The sequence below is a fragment of the Streptosporangium sp. LJ11 genome (assembly GCF_051918945.1).
Classification (GTDB): Bacteria; Actinomycetota; Actinomycetes; order Streptosporangiales; family Streptosporangiaceae; genus Streptosporangium.
On sequence record NZ_JBPXMB010000008.1, the window covers coordinates 254,999 to 271,384 of the forward strand.

21 protein-coding genes are annotated in these 16,386 nt (G+C 70.5%); 11 read left to right on the plus strand and 10 right to left on the minus strand.

Features of this window, described 5'->3' with window-relative positions; genetic code table 11:
• Nucleotides 1-52: 52 nt before the first annotated feature.
• Nucleotides 53-973, minus strand: a complete 921-nt coding sequence (gene rarD, locus ACTOQ3_RS14660; RefSeq protein WP_440083912.1) for an EamA family transporter RarD — start codon at nt 971-973, stop codon at nt 53-55.
• A gap of 136 nt (nt 974-1,109) precedes the next feature.
• On the opposite strand from rarD, the gene msrA reads away from it, so the two are divergent.
• The 5 genes from msrA to ACTOQ3_RS14685 all read left to right on the plus strand — a co-directional run bounded on the left by msrA (nt 1,110) and on the right by ACTOQ3_RS14685 (nt 5,173).
• A complete protein-coding gene (msrA, locus tag ACTOQ3_RS14665; RefSeq protein ID WP_440083913.1) occupies nt 1,110-1,772 on the plus strand; it encodes a peptide-methionine (S)-S-oxide reductase MsrA in 663 nt (220 codons plus the stop codon).
• Nucleotides 1,773-2,282: 510 nt separating this feature from the next.
• Nucleotides 2,283-3,089: a DUF2306 domain-containing protein gene (locus ACTOQ3_RS14670; RefSeq protein ID WP_440083914.1), complete on the plus strand. Its 807-nt coding sequence runs from the start codon at nt 2,283-2,285 to the stop codon at nt 3,087-3,089.
• A gap of 3 nt (nt 3,090-3,092) precedes the next feature.
• Nucleotides 3,093-3,329, plus strand: coding sequence for a response regulator transcription factor (locus ACTOQ3_RS14675; RefSeq protein WP_440083915.1), 237 nt, complete (start codon nt 3,093-3,095; stop codon nt 3,327-3,329).
• Between the two features lie 139 nt (nt 3,330-3,468).
• Nucleotides 3,469-4,320: a hypothetical protein gene (locus ACTOQ3_RS14680; RefSeq protein WP_440083916.1), complete on the plus strand. Its 852-nt coding sequence runs from the start codon at nt 3,469-3,471 to the stop codon at nt 4,318-4,320.
• Between the two features lie 181 nt (nt 4,321-4,501).
• Complete coding sequence (locus ACTOQ3_RS14685; protein ID WP_440083917.1) at nt 4,502-5,173, plus strand: hypothetical protein; 672 nt, start codon at nt 4,502-4,504, stop codon at nt 5,171-5,173.
• A gap of 143 nt (nt 5,174-5,316) precedes the next feature.
• Here the strand turns inward: ACTOQ3_RS14685 and ACTOQ3_RS14690 are convergent, their stop codons facing one another.
• From ACTOQ3_RS14690 to ACTOQ3_RS14705, 4 genes are all read right to left on the minus strand, one after another.
• Nucleotides 5,317-6,123, minus strand: a complete 807-nt coding sequence (locus ACTOQ3_RS14690; RefSeq protein ID WP_440083918.1) for an ABC transporter ATP-binding protein — start codon at nt 6,121-6,123, stop codon at nt 5,317-5,319.
• On the minus strand, nt 6,096-6,854 hold the full coding sequence (locus ACTOQ3_RS14695; RefSeq protein ID WP_440083919.1) for an ABC transporter permease: 759 nt from the start codon (nt 6,852-6,854) through the stop codon (nt 6,096-6,098). Before ACTOQ3_RS14695 ends, ACTOQ3_RS14690 begins: the two co-directional genes overlap by 28 nt.
• Complete coding sequence (locus ACTOQ3_RS14700; protein WP_440083920.1) at nt 6,851-7,786, minus strand: aliphatic sulfonate ABC transporter substrate-binding protein; 936 nt, start codon at nt 7,784-7,786, stop codon at nt 6,851-6,853. The genes ACTOQ3_RS14695 and ACTOQ3_RS14700 overlap by 4 nt, the downstream gene beginning before the upstream one ends.
• A gap of 123 nt (nt 7,787-7,909) precedes the next feature.
• Entirely contained in the window at nt 7,910-8,053 is a 144-nt protein-coding gene (locus tag ACTOQ3_RS14705; RefSeq protein WP_440083921.1) for a hypothetical protein, read from the minus strand.
• Between the two features lie 155 nt (nt 8,054-8,208).
• On the opposite strand from ACTOQ3_RS14705, the gene ACTOQ3_RS14710 reads away from it, so the two are divergent.
• Both ACTOQ3_RS14710 and ACTOQ3_RS14715 read left to right on the plus strand, forming a co-directional pair.
• Nucleotides 8,209-8,970, plus strand: coding sequence for a GNAT family N-acetyltransferase (locus ACTOQ3_RS14710; RefSeq protein ID WP_440083922.1), 762 nt, complete (start codon nt 8,209-8,211; stop codon nt 8,968-8,970).
• 33 nt (nt 8,971-9,003) lie between these two features.
• Nucleotides 9,004-9,732 (plus strand): hypothetical protein, encoded by a 729-nt coding sequence (locus ACTOQ3_RS14715; protein ID WP_440083923.1) that lies wholly within the window; start codon nt 9,004-9,006, stop codon nt 9,730-9,732.
• A 15-nt stretch (nt 9,733-9,747) separates the two neighbouring features.
• On the opposite strand, the gene ACTOQ3_RS14720 is transcribed toward ACTOQ3_RS14715, so the two are convergent.
• Entirely contained in the window at nt 9,748-10,470 is a 723-nt protein-coding gene (locus tag ACTOQ3_RS14720) for a MerR family transcriptional regulator (RefSeq protein ID WP_440083924.1), read from the minus strand.
• Between the two features lie 54 nt (nt 10,471-10,524).
• Between ACTOQ3_RS14720 and ACTOQ3_RS14725 the strand changes: the two genes are divergently transcribed.
• Nucleotides 10,525-11,178: a hypothetical protein gene (locus ACTOQ3_RS14725; RefSeq protein ID WP_440083925.1), complete on the plus strand. Its 654-nt coding sequence runs from the start codon at nt 10,525-10,527 to the stop codon at nt 11,176-11,178.
• Nucleotides 11,179-11,209: 31 nt separating this feature from the next.
• Here the strand turns inward: ACTOQ3_RS14725 and ACTOQ3_RS14730 are convergent, their stop codons facing one another.
• Together ACTOQ3_RS14730 and ACTOQ3_RS14735 are read right to left on the minus strand one after the other, a co-directional pair.
• Nucleotides 11,210-12,511, minus strand: coding sequence for an FG-GAP-like repeat-containing protein (locus tag ACTOQ3_RS14730; RefSeq protein ID WP_440083926.1), 1,302 nt, complete (start codon nt 12,509-12,511; stop codon nt 11,210-11,212).
• A 72-nt stretch (nt 12,512-12,583) separates the two neighbouring features.
• Entirely contained in the window at nt 12,584-13,339 is a 756-nt protein-coding gene (locus tag ACTOQ3_RS14735; protein WP_440083927.1) for a class I SAM-dependent methyltransferase, read from the minus strand.
• A 108-nt stretch (nt 13,340-13,447) separates the two neighbouring features.
• Between ACTOQ3_RS14735 and ACTOQ3_RS14740 the strand changes: the two genes are divergently transcribed.
• Complete coding sequence (locus tag ACTOQ3_RS14740; RefSeq protein ID WP_440083928.1) at nt 13,448-13,981, plus strand: CGNR zinc finger domain-containing protein; 534 nt, start codon at nt 13,448-13,450, stop codon at nt 13,979-13,981.
• Between the two features lie 305 nt (nt 13,982-14,286).
• Here ACTOQ3_RS14740 and ACTOQ3_RS14745 read toward each other — a convergent pair whose 3' ends face one another.
• Nucleotides 14,287-14,652 (minus strand): MmyB family transcriptional regulator, encoded by a 366-nt coding sequence (locus ACTOQ3_RS14745; RefSeq protein WP_440083929.1) that lies wholly within the window; start codon nt 14,650-14,652, stop codon nt 14,287-14,289.
• On the opposite strand from ACTOQ3_RS14745, the gene ACTOQ3_RS14750 reads away from it, so the two are divergent.
• Together ACTOQ3_RS14750 and ACTOQ3_RS14755 are read left to right on the plus strand one after the other, a co-directional pair.
• Nucleotides 14,642-15,010, plus strand: coding sequence for a hypothetical protein (locus ACTOQ3_RS14750; protein ID WP_440083930.1), 369 nt, complete (start codon nt 14,642-14,644; stop codon nt 15,008-15,010). The two genes, ACTOQ3_RS14745 and ACTOQ3_RS14750, sit on opposite strands and share 11 nt — an antisense overlap.
• 3 nt (nt 15,011-15,013) lie before the next feature.
• Nucleotides 15,014-15,298, plus strand: coding sequence for a hypothetical protein (locus ACTOQ3_RS14755; protein ID WP_440083931.1), 285 nt, complete (start codon nt 15,014-15,016; stop codon nt 15,296-15,298).
• Between the two features lie 134 nt (nt 15,299-15,432).
• Here the strand turns inward: ACTOQ3_RS14755 and ACTOQ3_RS14760 are convergent, their stop codons facing one another.
• Nucleotides 15,433-16,350 (minus strand): DUF6891 domain-containing protein, encoded by a 918-nt coding sequence (locus ACTOQ3_RS14760; protein ID WP_440083932.1) that lies wholly within the window; start codon nt 16,348-16,350, stop codon nt 15,433-15,435.
• Nucleotides 16,351-16,386 lie beyond the last annotated feature (36 nt).

Consider the following 16,386-nt stretch of genomic DNA (forward strand, 5'->3'; position numbering starts at 1 on the left):
CTTGACGCGGCCCTCCACGGCCCCTGGCGCCACCATGTGGCGCTATGGGGTCTTACGCGGGTTCTTGTACGGGAACGGAGTCGGGAGCCGTCCGGCGGGCCTGAGCGGCCGTCCGGAGGCTGTCCCAGGTGAAGACCGACAACGCCAGCCAGATGACACCGAACCCCAGCCAGCGACTGGGCGGCATGACCTCCCCTATGACGAACACGCCGCACAGGAACTGCAGCAGCGGGGCGATGTACTGCAGCAGGCCGATCGTGGTGAGTGGCACCCGGATCGCGGAGGCGGTGAAGCAGAGCAGCGGGACGGCGGTGACCACGCCCGCCCCGGCCAGCAGGAGCGCGTGGCCCGCCCCCGCGTTGCCGAACGTGCTCGTCCCCTGCTGTCCCAGGTACGCCAGGTAGCCCAGCGCGGGCAGCAGCAGCACCAGCGTCTCGACCGTCATGCTCTCCGCCGCGCCCACCCCCGCGGTCTTCTTGACCAGCCCGTACGTGCCGAAGCTGACGGCCAGCACCAGCGCGATCCACGGCGGACGCCCGTAGTCGACGGTCAGGATGACCACCGCCGCCGTGCCCAGCCCCACCGCGACCCACTGCCACCGCCGCAGCCGCTCCTTCAGCAGGAACACCCCGAAGAGCACGCTGACCAGCGGGTTGATGAAGTAACCGAGCGCGCCCTCGACCACGTGCCCGCTGTTGACGGCGTAGATGTAGACGCCCCAGTTGACCGTGATGATCACCGCTGCCAGGACGAGGAGGCCGAGCTTCCCTGGAGTGCGCAGGAGCTCGCGGAACCAGGACCAGTGGCGCCGTACCGCCAGGATGGCGACGACGGCGACCAGGGACCACGCGATGCGGTGCGCCAGGATCTCCAGGGCGGCCGAGGGCTTCAGGAGCGGCCAGTACAGCGGGAACAGGCCCCACATGCTGTAGGCGGCGATGCCGTACAGGACTCCACGGCGCGTTTCAGGCATGACGCCTATCCTCGCTCCTTACTAGGTTTAATACAATTTAGTAGTGCTTTCTGCTCTGTTAAGCGGGGCTTACGGGAACACGGGAAGGTCGCGCGTGGTTGCCTCCTGGTGAGAACGTGTCAGGAGGAGGTTCACAATGGGCTGGTTGTTCGGCAAGGACAAGACGACGATGGTGTCCCCGGAGAACGCGCTCCCGGGCCGCCCCACGCGGATCACGGCACCCGGCCGCCACGCGGTCCTCGACGCCCCGCTCGCTCCGCCCTACCCCGAGGGAAGCGAGATCGCCGACTTCGGCCTCGGCTGTTTCTGGGGCGCCGAGCGCATCTTCTGGCAGACACCGGGAGTGATCACCACCTCGGTCGGCTACGCGGGTGGCTACACCCAGAACCCGACCTACGAGGAGGTCTGCACCGGCCAGACCGGCCACACCGAGCTCGTCCGCGTCGTCTTCGACCCTGCCAAGGTGTCGTACGAGGAGCTGCTGCGCGTCTTCTGGGAGGCCCACAACCCCACCCAGGGCATGCGCCAGGGCAACGACGTCGGCACGCAGTACCGCTCGGCGATCTACTTCCACTCGCCCGAGCAGGAGAAGTCGGCCCTCACCTCGCGTGACGCCTACCAGAAGGTGCTCACCGAGTCGGGCTACGACCCCATCACCACCGAGATCGCCCCGGCGGGGGAGTACTACTTCGCCGAGGAGTATCACCAGCAGTACTTGTACAAGAACCCGGGCGGTTACTGCGGGATCGGGGGGACCGGGGTCAGCTGCCCGGTCGGCCTGACCTCCGGCGAGGCGTAGACCTGCGGATTCGGCTAGATCCTGGCCCTTGATCGCCCGGTGTGTCCGGTGTCGGTCTTGGGCCGGAGCCGTTTTCGGCGACGACCTTCACCACAGGGGCAAAGCAGCCCATCTGCAGCCCGTCTGCAGCGCGTCGGGCGGTAGCGGGCCGCGCCGCGGCTCTTCGGCCGGTCGCGGTCGGCGACCGCCCACGCGCATGACCACCGCCACGAAGGGCCCGAGACGGCGAAGCTCAACGACGAATGGGACATCAACTCGGGTATCGCCTTTGCAGCTCGTCCATCGCGAGGTCCCAGAAGGACCTGTAACGGTTGGCGCCGGGTAGCTGTGGCGCGAGATACCAGGCTTCCCATTCACCTTCAGCGGTGCTGACGTGGGGATTGAGGAGAGCCACTCCACGGCCTCGCGGGACTCCGGCCGAAAGTATGCCTTGTCAGTGGACGATCGGCCGGTTCGGGTCAGGCCGTTCTCCCGATGAACCGCCGCCGTCCCGGTTGTCACGATCGGACCATGACCGATGAGAGCCCGACAGGCCACCTCCTGTCCTCGCAGCCGCCGCGAAGCGGCCGGCCGGCGGATGAGCGGAAGACAGCGGAGACTTTCACCGTCCGTGCCCGTGCCGAAGTCGCCACGACCCCCTCCGCCGGGTCGGGTTGGCTCCTGCCCGCCGCGCTGATCCTGCTCGGCGCCGTTCCGATGATCGCCGGAGCCGCCCGCCTGACCGAGCTGACGGCCGGCACGGAGATCACGCCGGGAAACGCACGGTTCTTCGCGGCACCCCTGCCCGTGGTGCTGCACATCCTCAGTGTCAGCGTGTACACCATCCTGGGAGCTTTCCAGTTCGCTCCCCGTTTCCGTCGCCGGAGGCCGGGCTGGCACCGCGTCGCCGGGCGGGTCCTGGTCCTCTGCGGCGTCGTCGCGGCGCTTTCTGGCCTGTGGATGACCCTGTTCTACCCCCGACCTGAGGGTGACGGTGATCTCCTCGCCGGCATCCGGCTGGTGTTCGGCTCGGCCATGGTCCTGTCCATCGTTCTCGCCTTCGCCGCGATCCGGCGGCGGGACATCGCCCGGCACCGCGCCTGGATGATTCGTGGTTATGCGATCGGCCTGGGCGCGGGTACGCAGGCGCTGACCCACCTGCCCTGGTTCCTGATTCTCGGGACACCCGGTGAGTTCCCCAGGGCGCTGCTCGTGGCCGCCGGCTGGGTGATCAACCTCGCCGTGGCCGAATGGGCCATCCGCAGGCGGCCGATCGGTCGGAGTCGCACCTCCGCGGGCCGCACCTCCACGGTGGGTGCGAAGCGCATGAAGTCGTAGCGGATGACGCACGAGAAGCCGGCGTCCCAGCGGCACCGGCTCACCGGCCGGGAGGCCGAGGTGTTCGCCCTCGTCGGCCGGGGGTTGTCGAACTCGGAGATCGCCGCCAGGCTCCATCTCGGGGAGACCACCGTGAAGACGCGTCTGGGCAGGGTGCTGGACAAGCTGGAGCTGCGCGACCGCTCACAGGTCATCGCCTTCGCGTACGAGAGCGGGTTCGTCCGTCCCGGCGAAGACTGAAGATCGCGGGCGTTGACACCGCCTACCGGATGACTTCGCGACTCATCGCCGTGGTGGCCAGGATCTGGAGCGCTTCACCGGAGTACCGCTGGGGTTTCGCTCCCGGGGCGGAAGGATCATGGTGTCGCGGGTTTCCCGTTTGCCGCGGTCAGCGCTGTCGGCGTGGGTGGCGGCCGCAGCTGTCACGGCCTTCCCGACGTGGGAACTGTGGCGCGAGCGACTCAGCCTTGAGGAGTACGCCCAGCTCCATGGGGAGACCACCCAGATCTACGGGTACGTGTGCCAGTTCAGCAGCGGATCGACGCTGTCACCGCTCGCCCCGCTCCGTGGTGACCTCGAAGCGGTCATGGAGATCACGACGGGGTGGGCGGTTCCGGCTCTGGTGGTCCTCCTCGGATTTCTCGCGTGTCTCGTCCGCGGGGATCCCGCGACCGTGGGCCGGCGGGTGGCGGGACTCCTCGTCCTGAACGCGGCCGTCGGGCCTCTCGCCTCGCTGCACAGTGAGCGAGGCATGTGCCGCGAGACGATCCCGCTGTTCAGCGCCGGTTGGTTCGGAGCGGTGGCCGACGCCTGGGGAATCACCCAGCTGTGCCTCCTGGTGACCGCGGCGCTGGTGTTCGCCGCGTCCCGGGCGGTGCGGCCCATCACGGGGGACGAGCCTGCCGCGTCCCAGGCCGGGATGATGTGGCGCAGGCCGATCGCGATCCTGGCCGATTACCTGATCGTCGCCACGGTCCTCAGCGCCGTCGCGGGGACGGCCGGATACTTGATCGGCGTCGGCTTCGCACCCCGCATGGGTGCCGGACTCCTGGAGCGAGCCGGGGATCACGTGCCCCCGAACAGAGTGCGGCCCGGGGAAGTGGCCGTCCTAGCAGGGCTGTTCCTTCACGACCGCCTGCTGGGTGCCACGGTGGTGGGCCGGGGTCACGTCGAGCCTCGGCCGGTACGGCCGGCGGGCGGCCAAGGTGTGGTTCGCGATACCGGAGGGTGACGTGGCGCGGTACTGACCGGGGGAGGCGTTCTCGATGGAGCCCTCCGCCGACGCGGGTGTGGTCGTTGGTGCCGGTATCGAGTGTGCGAACCCCCTGGGTTTCCGGGAAATCAAGGTCATTGTCCTCCGTTGGAACGTGACATATGTTCCGGATAGATACCGCCGATACAAGGGAGAAGCCGTGCCCGAACTCGTGGCTCCCCAGCTTGTCGTCAACAGTCGGATGATCTACTTCGGCTGGGTGCCGGCTGATCCGGAAGCCGTCGCGGCCCTGGTGCCCGACGGTCTGAAGCCCATGGCCAACCGCCAGGTCTTCATGAACCAGTACGTCGTCGACCGGCCCGAGCAGACTTCGGGCTTCGGCGCGTACTCGCTCACCTATATCGGGCCGGACCTGGAGGACGCCTACGCTCCCGACGGTGTGACCCCCGGCCGCTGGTGGACGCACTACTTCAACTCCAGTGCGGTGGTGCGCGAGTACGCGGCCGCCCGAGGTGTGCCCGCGACCGCGGGCCGTACCACGATCGAGGTGGGGGACGGGGAACTGGTCGCGACGACCGAGTCGGACGGTGTGCCGGTGATCCGCGCGACCGCGCGGGTCGGCGACACCGGCACGGCGGTCAACCGTGGCCAGTTGCGTTACATCACGGAGGTCGGCGGGCGGAGGCTCAGCGGGATCTATCCGTTCGTGGCGGAACCGGTCGACCCGTTCGAGGTCGTGTCACTGGAGTTCCTGGAGCCGAGCCACTCCGTCTACGCTCTCCGCCCCGCCGAGCCGCTGCAGGTCGTGTGGGGCTTCTACTCGCCCCGGTCGTCCTTCACCTATCCCGGTGGGGAGTCGGTGATGGCCTGACGCCCGTCGATTCCGCGAGATCCCGTTCGGAGATCCGAGGTCGTGGCCACCGCCCGCTCAGCACCGGCTGGGCGGGCAGGGTGACGGGTCGATCCGCGCCCGCGCGGCATCGGTCACACCCCACGGCGGCGCACCACCCGCCGTCACAGTCCGCCTCCGTACTCAACCTCTGTGGTCAGTACACCTAGCCTCCGAACGACGTCCCCCGCGCATGACAGGGCTGCGCGCCTGGGTTCCTCGGGGTCGGCCGGGACGTGGAGGAGGGCCAGGAGACGGCGGCGGAGGTCGCTGAAGCCGGGTACGTCGACGGAACGGGGGTGGCCGAGATCGACCTCGATCTCCTCGGCGATGCGGCCCCTGTCCAGGACGAGGAGCCGGTCGGCGAGAAGGAGCGCCTCTTCCACGTCGTGGGTGACGAGCAGGGCGGCGAAGCCGTGCCTGGCGCGGAGCCTGCCGAACAGAGCCTGCATCTTCAGCCTGGTCAGCGCGTCGAGCGCGCCGAAGGGTTCGTCGAGCAGGAGCAGGTCCGGCTCGCGGACCAGTGCCCTGGCGAACGCCACACGCTGGGACTGCCCGCCGGACAGTTCCGACGGCCAGGCGCCGCGCCGGTCGGCCAGCCCCACCTCCTCGAGCGCTGTCGTCGCGCGCTCCTGGGCGTCCCGGCCGCGGACGCCCAGCGCCACGTTGTCGGCCACCCGTTTCCACGGCAGCAGCCGGTGCTCCTGGAACACGACGGCCTTCGACCCGGAGGCCGTGAAGTCGCCGGTCGCCTCCTCGTCGAGCCCCGCCAGGATCCGCAGGAGCGTGCTCTTGCCCGATCCGCTCTCCCCGAGCAGGGCGACGACCTCGCCCCGCTCGATCCGCAGGTCGACGCCGTCCAGGACCGTCGTGCCGGCGAACACCCGGCGTATCCCGGTGGCGGCTATGACGCTTGCAGGCCGCGCCGCCATGACAGCGTTCTCCTTTCCGCGGTGCGCAACGCCAGGTCGGACAGCAGGCCGAGGGCCGCGTACACGACCAGGCCCAGCACGACGATCTCCGTCTGGCTGAAGTCGCGGGCCTCCATCATCATGAAGCCCAGGCCGCTCTGCCCGTTGACCTGCTCCCCGACGACGAGGCTGAGCCAGCCCGCGGCGAACGCCAGTCGCAGGCCGAGGAACAGGGACGGCATCGCGCCCGGGAGCACGACGTGCCGGATCCGCTCGAGCTGGGTGAGGCCGCAGGTCCGGGCGGCCTCGACCAGCCTCTCGTCGATGTCGCGGATGCCGGCGTAGGTGTTGAGATAGACCGGGAAGAACGCGCCCAGCGCCACCAGGGACACCTTCAGCGACTCCCCGATGCCCACCCAGATGATGAGCAGCGGGACGAGCCCGAGATGCGGCAGCATCCGGGCCGCCTGGACCGGCGGGTCCACGAGGTCGTCCCCGATCCGGAGCAACCCCGCGAGCGCGCCCAGGACGAGGGCGAGCGAGCCTCCGATGAGCAGCCCGAGGGCGGCCCGCTCCACGGATTCCAGCAGGTGCAGGCCGAGGGATCCGTCCAGGGACAACCGCCAGGCCGCCGCCGCGATCTCGCTCGGCGGGGGAAGCTTGTCGGGCGAGAGGACGCCGGCCTGCGCGGCACCCTCCCACCCGGCGACGAGCACGATCGGCGTGATCAGCCGCCGTGGCCTGAACCTCACTTCAGGACGTCCGAGAAGCTCGGGTCGATGAGGCTCTTGACGTCGACCCTGCCGGGAATGAGCGCGAGGTCGGCGAAGCCGTCCGCGATCTGCTGGAGCTCGTCGCCGATCGTGGCGTCCACCTGCGCGAGTGGCTGGGCGCTGCGCTCCAGGGCGCGGCGGGCGACGTCCTCGGGGATCTTCAGCTCGGGGGCGAGCAGCTTGACGCGCTCCTCCGAGTTGGCGATGCCCCAGTCCGTGACCTCGCGGTAGACCTTCAGATACTCGCGTACCAGGTCGGGCTTGTTCCGCAGGGCTTCGGGCGAGACCAGCAGGTACTCGCGGTTGTTGGCCAGGCCGGTGGCGTCGGCGAGGACCTTCACGCCCGGCTGCTCGGCGAGGGAGAAGTACGGGTCCCAGATGATCCAGGCGTCGACCTGGTCGTTGTCGAACGCGGGACGGGCCTCGGCCGGTTTGAGGTACTGGACCTCGATGTCGGTGATCTTCATGTCGTTGGCCTCGAGCAGCTTGACCAGCAGCCAGTTGACGTTCGACCCCTTGTTGAGCGCGACCTTCCTGCCCTTGAGGTCCTTGAAGGAGGTGAAGCCGTTCTTCTCCTTGACCAGGACGGCCTCGCCCTTCGGCACCGGCTCGGAGGTTGCGATGATCTTGAATTTGGTGCCGCCGGCCGCGGCGAAGATCGGCGGGGCCTCGCCCGTCTGGCCGATGTCGACGGCGCCGGCCTTGATCGCCTCGGTCAGGGCGGGACCGCTCTCGAACAGCGACCAGGAGGCGTTCGGAGCGAGTCCCCTGGCCTTGAGCAGGCTCTGCCCGCCGAACCGCTGGTAGCCGACGCGCAGCTGTTCCTTCTCGGCCTTCGTCTCACCTCCCCCGCAGGCGGTGAGGCTGCCGATCAGGGTGAGTACGCCAAACAGGGCAACGACGCGGCGCATAAGGGGCTCCTTGAAGAACGAGGCAAACGGCCGCAAGTATGCCTACTAATCCTACCTTTTGTATAGGGTTAGTGGAGGAGGGGCTCGGACCTCGTGAGCGGTGCGACGACGCCCGCCTTCCGCTCAGCGCAGGTCGGCCATCCGGCGCGTGACATCGGGGTCGCCGAGGAAGCAGCCGATCATGAGGGCGTCCCGCAGCATGGCGAGGGTCTCGGCCTCGGCCTTGGGCTCGGCGTCGTCGCGGCCGGCCTCGACGGCCGCGGCCACTCCCTCGTCTTCGACGGCGATCGGTGCGAGGTCTCCGAGCCCGTCCTTGACCGGATGCGCCGGCAGGTCGCTTGAGCGGCGCCCGGTACCGTCTCTTACCGGGCCACGAGTCTCGCGGCTCGCCGCTGACCATGGAGAACACGAGGGAGACAGCCATGGACACCACCGCCGATCGGATGGCGGCGGCGTACTTCGACGCCATCGAGTTGCTCTGCGAGGTGACGCCGATGGGCTGGTACGCCGAGCGGGGCACCGCCCGTGCGGCGGTGACCCGCGCGGGCGTCGCGACGTTGAACGCGGCCTACGACACGGCGCCGGAACCGGATCGCGAGTCGCTCGACGAGATGGCGACCGAGGTCGGCGGGCAGGGCGCGCCATGGTCGATCATGGTTCGGGGCGAGGCGGGCGACGAGATCGTCGGCCTCGCGGCCCGGCACGGGCTGGTCGAACGCAGTGATCTGTGGCTGCTGGCCTGTGCCGCGGGCGACATCGTGTTCCGGACCGGCGCGGTGGAGCGAAAGCCGGTACGCCAGGTCGGTGCGGCCGAGAGCGACCTCTACACCGAGGCTCTCACCCAGGGCTTCGAAGCTCCCGAGGGCGTCTTCGGCTCGCTGATGGGCGGTGGCGTGCTCGACGCCGACCCCATCACCGGCTATCTGGCCGAGGAGTCCGGACGGCCCACCGGCACCGGGCTCGGGATCCGGGCCCCCGGTGTGGTCGGCGTGTTCAACATCGCCGTCGTCCCGGCCGCACGGAGCCGTGGCCTGGGCCGGGCGATCACCGAGACCGTGCTGCTGGACGGCGTCGCGGCCGGAGCGGACGCGGCCTACCTGCACACCAGCGCGATGGGCCGGCCGCTCTACGAGTCGATGGGTTTCCGCCCCGTGGAGAAGTGGACCGTGTTCGAAGCACGGTGACGGACGAGACAGCCCGATCGAGGAAGAGAATTCATGAACTTCAGTGAGAACGTGCGCTCGGCCTTCCGGCGCGGTGAGAGCGACGCCGTGGTGCGTATGAGCGAGGCCGAGATCGAGCGGGCCCAGGCGGCCGGTGACGCGGCGGGCGAGGTGGAGGCCCGGTACAGCCTGGCCCGGGTCGCCATCCGCGGCGGTGACCTGCCGGGCGGAGAGGCGCGGGCCCGGGAGGCGCTCGCGGTCGCGCTGCGCTCCGATGACCGCGGCCTCGAGGAACGGCCGAGGCACGTGCTGGCCGCCGTGGCGCGCATGTCCGGAGACCTGCTCCGTGCTCGGGATCTGTACCGGGAGAGCATCGCCCTCAACGAGGCGCTCGGCCGGCCCGAGACGGTCAACTCCGAATATCACAACCTCGCGTTCTGCGAGCTGGGCCTGGGCAATCTCGACGTGGCGAGGAAGCTGTTCGCCGAGGGCCGTGAGCGGGTGTGCCGCAACGGCTGGGCCGACTTCGTGCCGTACGTCTGCGTGGCGGGGGCCGCGTACGCCTCGGCCGAGGGCGATCACGCGCGGGCGGCGCGGCTGGCCGGGGTCGCGGACAGCGCGTTCGCGTCGCTCGGCCAGGTACCGGATCCTGACGACGCGGCCGACCTCGCCAAGGTCCGCGCCGCCGCCGTCGAGGCGCTCGGCCCGGACGCCTTCGACGAGGAGTACGCGCGAGGTCGGCTCCTCGATCCGCGTGCGGCCTTCGCCGACGATCGACGCTGACGCGACGGTCCTCCGTCAACCGGCGGGGTCGCGCGGGCGCGGACGTACGGAGATCTCCAGGACGGTGACCCGCGCACCGTCGTCGTCCGTGAGGTGCTCTTCCACATTGGGGCCGGCGATGTCCATGTGGTGGCGGTCCAGCCAGCCGAACAGGTCCTGCCCGGCCTGGATCACGCCGGCGGGCGGGACGACGGCGCGGACGACGGCGCGGGCGGGCAGGACCAGCCGCTCCCCGCCCCGGTCCGTGGTCACCGCCGCGGCGAATCCACCGGTCGGGGGCCGGAGCAGCCAGGTCAGCAGGGTCACGGGCGGTGCCGGGCAGACGGTGGCCAGCTCGGCCGGGTGATCGAGGCGAAGGTGGCATACGCGCAGGTGGCGCGGGCCCACCGTGGTCTGTTGCGGCAGGATCGACATCGGCGTCGCGAGATGGTCCTCCGCGTGAGCCGCGGTCGTGGCCAGGGCGGTGATGTCACGCCGGATGCTCGTCAGGACCTCGGCCACGGCCTGCCGCACCTGTGCCTCGGGCGCGTCCAGCAGGTCGGGGATCTGACGCAGCGACAGGCCGAGACGTCGTAGCGCACGGATGTGTTCGAGCCGGGACAGCTCGGCCACGCCGTACCGGCGGTAGCCGGTGGCGCGGTCCGTCGTGGCGGGCATGAGCAGCCCGATGTGGTGGTAGTGGCGCAGGGTGCGCTCCGAGACGCCGGTCATGCGCGCCAGTTGTCCGATCCGCCACATCTCGACCTCTCGTGTTGACCTTGTCCCTGCGTCAGGGTTCTAGCGTCACCGTCCATGACCGACTCGACCCCTGGAAACCGGCTCACCGGTGTACTGCTGCTGTGCTCGCTCATCGCCATGGTCGCCGGTGCGGCCGTCGTGGTGCCATCGGGGCTTACCCTGAATCCGTCCGATCCCGCCGCCGCGCTGGCCGCGGTGGGCGAGCACGCCGGGCTGCACCTGGCCGAGCTCGCCCTCGACGTGCTGGGCTGGCTGGCGCTGACCGCCGCGGGGCTGGTGATGGCCGCCGGCTCGGCCGAGGCGCCCAGACCGCATCTGGTGGTGCTCGCCGGCGGGCTGCTGGCGGCCGCCGGGCTGGCGGGCATGCTCCACGACGCCGGCAATCTCGCCGTGACCCGGCTGACCGCCGTTCCCGAGGCCGCCGCCGTGGCCGCGGCGGTACTTCTCACCGCCAAGTGGATGGTCAACCTGGCCGGGCTGTTGTGGGTCGCGGCCACCGTCGCCACCGCGACCGGTGTCCCGATGCCCGCGGGGCTTCGCCGGGCCGGTGCGCTCGTCGCGCTCCCGGGGCTGGTCGCGGTCGCGCTTCCGTGGACGACCGGCGTGCAGGGACCGTCGGTCGCGATGGAGCAGCTGGGATACGCCCTTCATCTGCCGATCATGCTGTGGTTCGGCGTGCTGGGCCGGCGATGCCTGCGTGCCGGGTGACCAGGTGACGCGGCTCGGGCGTCGACTCCGGTCAGCGCGCGATCAGCCGGCCTTTCAGGGGAAGAGCGGTGGTCCTGGCGACCCGGCCGTTCTTGATCCAGAGAATCCGGGTGGAGCCTCCGTCGGTGGTGGCGAGTTCCGGGACGGTGTCGCCGTCCACGTCGAGCAGCGCCACGTTGGCCCCGCCCTTCCCGACCCAGTCCGGCCGGCGCGGCCCAATGGCGGAGCCGTACAGGACGGCGACCTCGCCCCGGCCGCGAGCTCCCGCGACGAGGTCGGTGTAGCCGTCCTTGTCGACGTCGCCGGCGGCGAGCGAGCCGGCGTGGTCGTTGGCCGGGTCGCTCGTCCCGGTGATGCCGGGCAGGGCCAGCGTCTTCAGCCGGCGCCTGTCGACGCCCGCGGGACCGCCTCGCAGGACGAGAAGCCTGCCGGTGCCGATTCCGACGATCACGTCGGCGTGCTTGCCGCCGTGGAAACGGCCGACCCGGACCGACCAGCCGAACGGCTCGCGCGTGCACCTGGCGGTGTTCGCCTTGTTGTCGGCACCGTCGGGACCACCCGCGCACGCCTGCGCGTCCATGACGCGGCCGTCCACGTTTCCGCTGGTCACCATGGTGTCTCCGGCGGTCGTCACGCCTCTGGCCGACCCCTTGAACACGTGGACGGCCCCGCCGATGTCGTATCCCGGCCGTCCGGACGGCGCGGTGACCACCAGGTCGTTGTATCCGTCTCCGGTCACGTCTCCGGCCGCCAGCGCGGCGCCGAAGAGACGGCTGTGCTGGCTGAAGCCGACCACTCCCGGCGTGTTCTCGCTGAGGCGCAGTGCCCCGGAGGAGGTGAGACCGCGGCGGGAGCCGTACAGGACGACGGCGGCGCCGCCGTGCGTCGCCGCGCCGTCCAGCGTGGTCTCCGGCGCCCCCACGGCGAGGTCGGTGTAGCCGTCCCGGTTGAGGTCGGAGGTGGTCAGCGCGTTGCCGAAGCCGTGGCCGGTGCCGAGCCGGGGGACACCGCCCTGGCCGGGGGTGAATCGGCCGGTCCGGCCGACATAGCCGTCCGCGCGCCGGCCGTACAGGACGGTGACCGTGCCGCCGGCGCCGACCGCCACGTCCGCGAGGCCGTCACCGTCGAAGTCGCCCGTCGACAGCGCGGTCGCGCGCTGGTCCCGGACCGCCGCTCTGCCCTTCAGCGGCTGGATCGTGAGCGGACCGGCGCCGCCCACCACCAGGTCGGCCCCGCCGTCCCCGTTGACGTCCCCGCGGACGGAACGGGGAGGAAGCGCGGCTCCTGTGGCGAGCACGGTTGCCAGCACGATGACCGCTATGCGAGGGGACATGCAGGGATGGTACGGGAAGGTCTCGTCCATGGGCAGTGGCGGCGGCGGGCCGCGGGGGTGCCGGTGGCCGGATCAGTCGCGGACGGCGCAGAGGAGACGGTTGTTGCCGCGCTGCCAGAGGGTGCCGATCTCGGCGAATCCGGCATCGCGGAGGGCGTCGACGTGTTCGGAGAGCAGGGAGGACTCCGAGCCGTGATGGTCGGCGCCCGCGGTGGTGCGTGCGGTGCGGAGTTCGGCGAAGGCGGGATCCGCGGCGACCGCCTCCCACCACTGGCGCCAGTCCTCGGGGTGGCCGCCGGCGAACGTGCGCAGGGTCTCCCGGTCGTGCACGGTGCGTTCGAGTTGGGCGATGGCCGGAGTGGTGTCGTCGGTCTCCATGTGGTCGCCGTTGAGCAGGAGGCCGCCCGGACGCAGCACGGTCGCCAGCTCGGCGTACATCTTCCGGAGGTCCGGTCCGGAGATCCAGTGCAGCGCGGTGGTGCTCACCGCGACGTCGGCCGGCCCGTCCAGGCCCAGGGACCCGGTCCATCCGGGGGTGCGCAGATCGAGGGAGACGAAGGAGAGGTGCGGGTAGGCGGCCCGGCCGAGGCCGAGCAGCAGGGGGTCCGCGTCGACCGAGATCACTGTCGCCCTGGGCAGCCGTTCCAGGAGGCGGGCGGACAGCGAGCCCGGTCCGCAGCCGAGGTCGATGACCAGCGGGTCGGGGCGGCCCGTCGCCTCGACGGCGTCGATCAGCGCGGTGAAGCGCTCCTCGCGGTCGGGCAGGTAGCCCTCCTGCTGGCGGTCCCAGCGTGCGATCCACTCGAGTGCGGCATCGTGGGTGAGCACCATAGTCTCCTTGTGACTGTCGTATAGCCTTATGACAGTTACAAGCTAGAACGCGAGGATGTAACTGGTCAAGTGGATTTCAACAGTCACGCTGATGCGATCGTTCGGGTGGCCGTGGGGTTGGTCAACGAGCTGACCCCGGGAGAGAGGCGAGGCCGCGACTTCCCGCCGCCACGAGATCTCGCCGCCGCCGCCACGGAGGGCCTGCGCACCGGCCACCCGGACCACCGGGAGGTCACCGAGACGGAGGCCGGTGAGCTCGTCGAGATCGCGGCGCGGCTGCGCGTGGTCTTCGACGCCGTCACGAGGGGAGACGTCGACGCCGCCGCCCTGCGGGTCAACGATCTCCTTGAGGAGACCCGGGCACGGCCGATGCTCGAACGCCACGACGGAGAGCCGTGGCACCTGCACTTCCACGGCCCGGGTGGCACCATGGCGGGCGACTGGGCGGCGAGCTGTGCCACCGGTCTCGCGATCGTGCTGGGAAGCGAGTACCACGACCGTCTCGGCGTGTGCACGGCGCCGCACTGCGACCGGGTCTACGTGGACGTCTCCCGCAACGGTACCCGCCGGTTCTGCGGCACCACCTGCCAGAACCGCGTCAAGACGGCGGCCTTCCGCGCCAGGGGCAAAGGCCTGTGAGGGCGCGCTCCCGACGGCCGCCGATCACGGACCACGGATGCCGGGACACCTGGTGGGCCGGGTACGAGGCCGGCCGTTTCCGTGGTCCCGGCGGCGCCGGAGTCTTCCACGCCGCCGGCCCGACCACCGGCGAAGTCAGCCGACGTGGGCCGGCCCGGCCTCGCGGTTCCTTCCGGCGACCTCGGGCCGGTGCGCGCGGGTCAGCCGGCGACGGTCATGCGCTGGGTGCCGACGACCTTCAGGAGCTGGAGGGACTGGTAGGCGGAAGACCCGGGATCGGCGGTGAAGATGACCACCTGCTCCTCCTAGTCGGGAACGGTCAGGACGTCGAAGTCCAGCTCGATCGGCCCGACCTGCGGATGCCGTACGGTCTGGTGCAGGTGACGCTCGATGTGGAACCGGTGGGAGTTCCACAGGCGGGCGAACTCCTCGCTTCCGGCCACCAGCTCGTCCACCAGGAGCTTCAGCTCCGGATCGTCGGGATAGCGGGTGACGGCCAGGCGAAGATAGCTGACCGCCGTGACGACGAACCGCTCCGGGCCGCCCATGCCGTAATGCCGATGCTCCGGGTCCGGGTGCAGGAAGTAGCGCCGGATGATGTTGCGCTCCTGCCCGGCCAGGGCGGAGAAGTCCTCGAACAGCGCCGCGGACGCCGAGGCCGTGGTCCACACCGCCGTGGATTACGCCCACCCGGAGATGGGTGAGATCGAGCACGACGCCCTGCGGGCGCTGCTGGCCGGACTGGGCGAAGGGGGGACGTTTCTCTACACCAGTACGGGCCTGGTCTGTCCGGACACCCAGGGCGTCACGGTGGACGAGGATCACCCCGTCGACCCGCGGACCTCGCCGCAGCCGTACAAGATCCTCGGTGAGCGGCAGGTCCTGGACACCGGCCACGTGGCGGGCATGGTGATCCGGGCCTCGCTGGTCTACGGCCGGGGCGGGTCCGGGCTGTTGCAGGGCATGGTGGCCTCCGCCCGGCAGCAGGGCGTGGTCACCTACGTCGGGGAGGGCGCCAACGAGTGGTAGTCGGTGCATGTCGACGATCTCGCCGAGCTGTACCTGGCCATGCTGGAGCGCCCCGCGCCCGGGGTCGTCGGCAACGCCGTCGGGCTCGAACGGACCCCCATGCGGCGGATCGCCGAGGCCGTCGCCGAGCTGACGGGTGCGCGTGCCATGTCGATCACCCTTGAGCAGGCGGCCGAGGCGCTGGGACCGTTCGCCGCCACGCTCACCCGCTCGTCACCGCTGGACTCGTCGCGGGCCCGGAGGCTCTTCGGCTGGAACCCCGCCGCCCCGGCGTCCTGGAGGACCTGACATCCGGCTCCTACGCGCAGGCGCCGGACTGATCGGCCCGCTCTCTCGTCAGGGTCCTGCCGTCACCGCCCATGACCGGCTCGACCTCTCTGACCCGTCCGAGACGGACGAACGAGGTGTGGCCGGGTTCGTGCTCAGCCGATGAGGCGTTTGCGCCAGTCGAGGGGGACGACGGTGACGGCCTGCCGGGGATCGCCGTTCCACTCCACCGGAAGGCCGGTCGCCTGGAGCGCGGTCACGATCTCTCGCCCGATGGACGCCGTCGTGTCCGGTGAGCCGTCGAACACGCCGTACAGGAGTGTCAGCCCGTGTCCGGCCGCGGCCGAGTTCGTGCACTGGCTGTGGAAGTAGACGTAGCCTCGGGCGTCCGGTGAGCCCGCCCCCCGGATCTCCGCCTGACCGCAGGTGCGGCAGCAGGTGAAGTTCTCCCTCGCCGTGACGCCCGTGGCCTCCAGGGCGGTGAAGGCCCGGCTGAGCCGTTCCGGGTCCGTCTCCCCCTGCCAGGAGGCCTGCTCCTCGACCCGTTCCAGCCACATCCGGTCCACCAGCCGGCGTGCCTGTTCGGGAGAGACCGGTCGGCGGTTCCCCGACACGAGATGGTCCTCCGCGATCTCGGCCAGCTGCGCCCGCGTCCCGTAACCGCCCACGATCACTTCACGGATGCGTGCGTCGAGAGCCTTACGCTCGTCCTCGTCGAGTGCGAGAGGAGGCGGAGGTTCGGGGACGTCCAGGTCCGACGGGGTCCAGTCCAAGCCGGAGTCCCATTCGTCCTCCGAGCGCGCCCAGCGGGTCATGGCCGCGATCACCGGCTCGGGTTTGCCGAGTACGGTCTGGAAGTGCCGGTCGGGTGCCCCGCCCCGGTGTTCCAGCGCGTAGTCGCCCCCATTCTCGTGCCATACCTGAATGAAGACCTCGGGCAGGTCGGGAATCCGCTGGACGACCAGGAACCTGTCGCCCTGACCGCCCAGCCGGTCGACCAGTTCGGCGAGTTTCCCGGCACTCGCCCGGACGTGCCGGTGACCGTCCTCTGTCAGTACGGTGATCGCGAACATACCGGCCACCCTGGCACAGGGCGCCGACGGGTGACC

Bases quoted from the DNA above. Each gene is read 5' to 3' on its own strand.
- ACTOQ3_RS14730 (WP_440083926.1), bottom strand. From the start codon at position 12,511: ATGTCCCCTCGCATAGCGGTCATCGTGCTGGCAACCGTGCTCGCCACA.
- ACTOQ3_RS14720 (WP_440083924.1), bottom strand. From the start codon at position 10,470: ATGTGGCGGATCGGACAACTGGCGCGCATGACCGGCGTCTCGGAGCGC.
- ACTOQ3_RS14760 (WP_440083932.1), bottom strand. From the start codon at position 16,350: ATGTTCGCGATCACCGTACTGACAGAGGACGGTCACCGGCACGTCCGG.
- ACTOQ3_RS14725 (WP_440083925.1), top strand. From the start codon at position 10,525: ATGACCGACTCGACCCCTGGAAACCGGCTCACCGGTGTACTGCTGCTG.
- msrA (WP_440083913.1), top strand. From the start codon at position 1,110: ATGGGCTGGTTGTTCGGCAAGGACAAGACGACGATGGTGTCCCCGGAG.
- ACTOQ3_RS14715 (WP_440083923.1), top strand. From the start codon at position 9,004: ATGAACTTCAGTGAGAACGTGCGCTCGGCCTTCCGGCGCGGTGAGAGC.
- ACTOQ3_RS14670 (WP_440083914.1), top strand. From the start codon at position 2,283: ATGACCGATGAGAGCCCGACAGGCCACCTCCTGTCCTCGCAGCCGCCG.
- ACTOQ3_RS14675 (WP_440083915.1), top strand. From the start codon at position 3,093: ATGACGCACGAGAAGCCGGCGTCCCAGCGGCACCGGCTCACCGGCCGG.
- ACTOQ3_RS14710 (WP_440083922.1), top strand. From the start codon at position 8,209: ATGGACACCACCGCCGATCGGATGGCGGCGGCGTACTTCGACGCCATC.
- ACTOQ3_RS14700 (WP_440083920.1), bottom strand. From the start codon at position 7,786: ATGCGCCGCGTCGTTGCCCTGTTTGGCGTACTCACCCTGATCGGCAGC.
- rarD (WP_440083912.1), bottom strand. From the start codon at position 973: ATGCCTGAAACGCGCCGTGGAGTCCTGTACGGCATCGCCGCCTACAGC.
- ACTOQ3_RS14690 (WP_440083918.1), bottom strand. From the start codon at position 6,123: ATGGCGGCGCGGCCTGCAAGCGTCATAGCCGCCACCGGGATACGCCGG.